The sequence below is a fragment of the Lentzea sp. genome, assembly GCF_036380075.1.
Classification (GTDB): domain Bacteria; phylum Actinomycetota; class Actinomycetes; order Mycobacteriales; family Pseudonocardiaceae; genus Lentzea.
The window spans coordinates 1-4,517 of the sequence record NZ_DASVFL010000188.1 but is presented as its reverse complement, the minus strand read 5'-3'; the positions used below and the strand labels follow the sequence as shown (position 1 = coordinate 4,517).

At 70.0% G+C, this 4,517-nt stretch carries 4 protein-coding genes and 1 riboswitch; of the genes, 3 read left to right on the top strand and 1 reads right to left on the bottom strand.

Annotation, left to right across the window (positions count from 1 at the left end):
* The first annotated feature begins 457 nt into the window (after window positions 1–457).
* Window positions 458–1,561 (top strand): FAD-binding oxidoreductase, encoded by a 1,104-nt coding sequence (locus tag VF330_RS21040; RefSeq protein WP_330853344.1) that lies wholly within the window; start codon window positions 458–460, stop codon window positions 1,559–1,561.
* A 3-nt stretch (window positions 1,562–1,564) separates the two neighbouring features.
* A riboswitch (ZMP/ZTP riboswitch) is annotated at window positions 1,565–1,649 on the top strand.
* 13 nt (window positions 1,650–1,662) lie between these two features.
* The gene (glyA, locus tag VF330_RS21035) at window positions 1,663–2,880 is read left to right on the top strand and encodes a serine hydroxymethyltransferase (RefSeq protein WP_330853343.1); all 1,218 of its coding nucleotides are present in this window, start codon (window positions 1,663–1,665) and stop codon (window positions 2,878–2,880) included.
* Here the strand turns inward: glyA and VF330_RS21030 are convergent.
* On the bottom strand, window positions 2,863–3,438 hold the full coding sequence (locus VF330_RS21030) for a helix-turn-helix domain-containing protein (protein WP_330853342.1): 576 nt from the start codon (window positions 3,436–3,438) through the stop codon (window positions 2,863–2,865). The genes glyA and VF330_RS21030 overlap by 18 nt on opposite strands.
* A gap of 88 nt (window positions 3,439–3,526) precedes the next feature.
* On the opposite strand from VF330_RS21030, the gene VF330_RS21025 reads away from it, so the two are divergent.
* Complete coding sequence (locus tag VF330_RS21025; protein WP_330853341.1) at window positions 3,527–4,426, top strand: SDR family oxidoreductase; 900 nt, start codon at window positions 3,527–3,529, stop codon at window positions 4,424–4,426.
* The last annotated feature ends 91 nt before the right edge of the window (window positions 4,427–4,517 follow it).

Sequence of the window (4,517 nt, the reverse complement as noted above, 5' to 3'; positions counted from 1 at the left end):
CGGGTTGAGGTGGTCGAGGACCTGGTCCGAGTAGAAGCGTCTAGCGCGATCGGACGTCTCCAGGGCACATTGGAGGAAGTGCTCCCCGCGCGAGCCGGGGAGCTCGACACGGTCGGGTGAGGTGGTTTCAGTCAACTCTGGCAGGGACACGCGGCCCACCCAAGCACGCAAGCACGCAACCCGGTACAGACGGACCCTCACATTCACACTGTTGCGGTAGCAACCAGTTGCGTAGAGTAATCATGCTTCGCTCGAAGGTGGCATCAAGGAGTCAAAGGGCTAAAACAGGGGTTACTGTCCACCCTGTCGGGGGACGGATGCTTGACGAGGACGGCAGCGCCTTGCCGGCGCCAATGAGAACGAACGTGGAGACTGCGCGCGGACCATGACTGCGAACGCTGTGCTGAGCCCCATCCCTACCCCGCCACACCGCGAACCTCCGCCTGGCGTCACCGCGATGGTGCGGATGATCCGGGAGAGCTTCGCGGTGGTGGAACCGCACGCCGAAGAAGTGGCGAAGTTCTTCTACGGCATGCTCTTCTCGCTCTCGCCCGCCACACGCGAGATGTTCCCCGCGAACATGGAGGTGCAACGCAGCCGCCTGCTGCGCGCCCTCGTGCACGTGGTGCAGATGGTCGACCGCCCGGACGACCTGATCCCGTTCCTCCGCCAGCTGGGCCGTGACCACCGGAAGTTCGGTGTCATCAACGTCCACTACGAGGCGGTCGGGACCGCACTGCTGTCCGCGGTGAAGAAGTTCGCCGGTGCCGCCTGGACGCCCAAGGTCGAGATGGCGTGGGCCGAGGCCTACACGCTGATGGCGCGGGCCATGCAGGAGGCCGCCGACGCCGACAACGGGCCCGCCTACTGGCACGCGACGGTGCTGGAGCACCAGCGCGTCTCGTGGGACCTCGCGGTCGTGCGGCTGCAGCCGGACCACCCGGTCAGCTACAAGGCCGGTCAGTACGTCAGCGTGGAGACGCCGCAGCGCAAGCGCCTGTGGCGGTACTACTCGCCGGCGAACGCCCCCCGCGAGGACGGCGTCATCGAGTTCCACATCCGGTCCGTCGACGGCGGCTGGGTGTCCCGCTCGGTGGTCGGCCACACGCAGGCCGGCGACACGTGGCGCATCGGTCCGCCGATGGGACGTCTCTCGGTCGACCGCTCGTCCGGGTCGGACGTCCTGATGGTGGCCGGCGGCACGGGCGTGGCGCCGATGCACGCGATCATCGACGAGATGTCGCAGTGGGGCGACAACCCCCGCGTGCACCTGTTCTACGGCGGCCGGACCCGCGAGGACCTCTACGACCTCGACAACCTGCAGCGCATCGCGACCACGAACCCGTGGCTCACGGTCGTGCCGGTGCTGGAGTCGGATCCCGGGGTCCGCGGCGTCGAACAGGGCAGCCTGGCCGACGTCGTCACGCGCTACGGAGCGTGGGAGGACCGCGACGTCCTGGTCTGCGGCAGCCCGGCCATGATCAGGTCGACGGTGTCCCGCATGCTGGTCGCCGGAACTCCGCTCGACCGGATCAAGTACGACCCGTTCACGCTGGACTAGGCTCGGCACGTCCGCGACTGGCGTGCCGAGGGTGGAAGTGACCACCGGGAAGCGACCGCCGTGTGCACCGAACGCCTGGGTGCCCGGCGTGGAGTCGCGCTGTGCTCGCTGAAACCGATCCCGCCGTGTTCGCGCTGATCAACGCGGAGGCCGACCGCCAGGCACGCAAGCTGCGCATGATCGCGTCGGAGAACGACGTGTCGCAGGCCGTGCTCGAGGCGACGGGTTCCGTGCTGACCAACAAGTACTCCGAGGGCTACCCCGGCAAGCGGTACTACGAGGGTCAGCAGATCATCGACCAGGTCGAGCAGCTGGCCATCGACCGGGCGAAGTCGCTGTTCGGCGTGGACCACGCCAACGTGCAGCCGCTGTCCGGCGCACCGGCGAACCTCGCCGTGTACCTGGCGTTCCTGCAGCCCGGCGACACCGTCATGGGCATGTCGCTGCCGATGGGTGGCCACCTCACCCACGGCTGGGGTGTCTCGGCCACGGGCAGGTGGTTCCGCGCGGTGCAGTACGAGGTCCGCAAGGACACCGGCGTCGTCGACCTGGACGAGGTCCGCGCGCTGGCGCTGGCCGAACGCCCGAAGGTGATCTTCTGCGGCGGCACGGCCATCCCGCGCACGATCGACTTCCCGGCGTTCGCGGAGATCGCGAACGAGGTCGGCGCGGTCCTGGTCGCCGACATCGCGCACATCGCGGGCCTCGTGGCGGGCGGCGCGCACCCGTCGCCGGTCGGGCACGCGCCGGTGATCACCACGACGACCCACAAGACGTTGCGCGGCCCGCGTGGCGCCATGATCCTGTGCGACGACGAGCACGCGAAGGCGATCGACCGCGCCGTGTTCCCCGGCCTGCAGGGCGGCCCGCACGACCACACGACGGCCGCCATCGCCGTGGCACTGCACGAAGCCGCGCAGCCGGAGTTCCGCGAGTACGCCCACACGGTCGTCGCGAACGCCAAGGCGCTCGCCGACGCGCTGCTGGCCCGCGGCTTCGACCTGGTGTCCGGCGGCACGGACAACCACCTGGTGCTGATCGACCTGACGTCGAAGCTGCTCGGCGGCAAGCCGGCGGCGCGGGCCCTCGACCGCGCGGGCATCGAGCTCAACTACAACGCGGTCCCGTTCGACACCCGCAAGCCGTTCGACCCGTCCGGCATCCGCCTCGGCACGGCCGGCGTCACCACCCGCGGCCTCACGCCCGGACAGATGCCGCTGATCGCCGACTGGATCGACCGCGCGATCGCCGCCCACGACGACGACCAGGCGTTGGACCGCATCGCCGCCGAGGTCGAGGAGCTACTCGCCGCCCTCTAGGGCCTGCACGGCCGCACGCACGTCGCCGAGCGTCCGGCGGGCGATCTCCCCGAAGTCCCCGCCGGCCTCGAGCCACCGGTCGTACCCGCGCTGGAACGCCAGGATCCCCAGCTCAGCCGCCACGGCCGCGTCCAGCTCCGGCACCCCGCGCGCCTTCAACGCGTCGGCCATCGCCACGGCGAACCCGACCATCTTCAGCGCGCTCCGCTCCCGCAGCTCGTCGTTGCCGGCGATCACCGCCAGCCGCTGCGCCCCGTGCGAGAGCCGCTCCTCCCCGAACGTCACCGCGGTGGCCACCAGCGCGGCCTCGACCGCGGCCAACGGCCCGGCCTCCACCGGCGTGGCGGCGATCGCCCCGGTCATCAGCCCGGCCAGCTCGTCCTGGCCGCCGAACAACACCTCGCGCTTGTCGCGGAAGTGCCGGAAGAACGTGCTCTTCGTCAACCCGGCGCGCTCCGCGATCTGCGCGACCGCCGTGTTCTCGTACCCCTGCTCGCTGAACAGGTCGAGTGCGGCGCGCACCAACCGCGCCCGTGCGTCCGGCTCCCATCGACCCATGCCCCCATCCTAAGTGATGCGACTTAGTCCCATCACTCTGCTACGGTTGATGAGACCAAGTCCCATCACTCATCGCAGGAGCTGTTCCATGAAGGTCTTCGTCACGGGCGCCAGCGGCCACGTCGGCTCGGCCCTGGTCCCGGAACTGCTGAGGGCGGGCCACCAGGTAGTGGGCCTGGCCCGTTCCGAGGCGTCAGCCGCCAAGATCGAGGCCCAGGGCGCCACCGCCCAGCTGGGAGACCTCGACGACCTGGACGGCCTCCGCAAGGGCGCCGCAGAGTCCGACGCCGTGATCCACCTGGCGTTCAAGCACGACGAGATGTACGCGGGCGACTACCAGGGCGCGGCCGACGCGGACCTCGCGGTGGTCCGCGCGTTCCTGGCCGAGCTGTCCGGCACCGGCAAGGCCCTGATCGGCACGGGCGGCACCCTGTCGTACTCGGGCCTGGGCCGCACAGCCACCGAGGAGGAACGGGTCTCCAGCGAAAGCCCGAGGGGCGCGGCCCGCAACGAGATCGTCGACTCCCAGGACGTCCGCGGCGCCGTGGTGGTCCTCCCGCCGACCGTCCACAGCGCCCTGGACACCGCGGGCTTCATCCCGATCCTGGTGAGGACCGCACGGACCACCGGCATCTCCGGCTACCCCGGCGACGGCACGAACCGCTGGTCAGCGGGCCACACCCTGGACGCGGCACGCCTCTACCGCCTGGCAGCGGAAAAGGCCCCGGCAGGCACGATCCTGCACGCGGTGGCGGAGGAGGCGATCACGATGAAGGAGATCGCCGAGGTCATCGGCCGCAAGCTGGACCTGCCGGTGGAGAGCATCCCGGCAGAACGCGCCCAGGAGCACTTCGGCCCGCTGGCGTTCATGGTGTCGCGCGACGCCCCAACGTCAGCAGAGCAGACGAAGGCACTGCTGAACTGGGAGCCGAAGGAACCGGGCCTCCTGGAAGACCTGGAAGCAGGCTTCTACTTCGACCAGAAGTAGAAGGCGAGCCGAGCGAAGCCGAAGGCGAGCCGTCCTCCACGCACTACCGAGCACCCCCGGCGGTGGGGTCCCGTCACGAGTCGCACCTCAG

What these genes read in the sequence shown, in the direction of transcription:
- VF330_RS21040 (WP_330853344.1), top strand. Translation starts at nt 458, where the DNA reads ATGGTGCGGATGATCCGGGAGAGCTTCGCGGTGGTGGAACCGCACGCC.
- VF330_RS21030 (WP_330853342.1), bottom strand. Translation starts at nt 3,438, where the DNA reads ATGGGTCGATGGGAGCCGGACGCACGGGCGCGGTTGGTGCGCGCCGCA.
- VF330_RS21025 (WP_330853341.1), top strand. Translation starts at nt 3,527, where the DNA reads ATGAAGGTCTTCGTCACGGGCGCCAGCGGCCACGTCGGCTCGGCCCTG.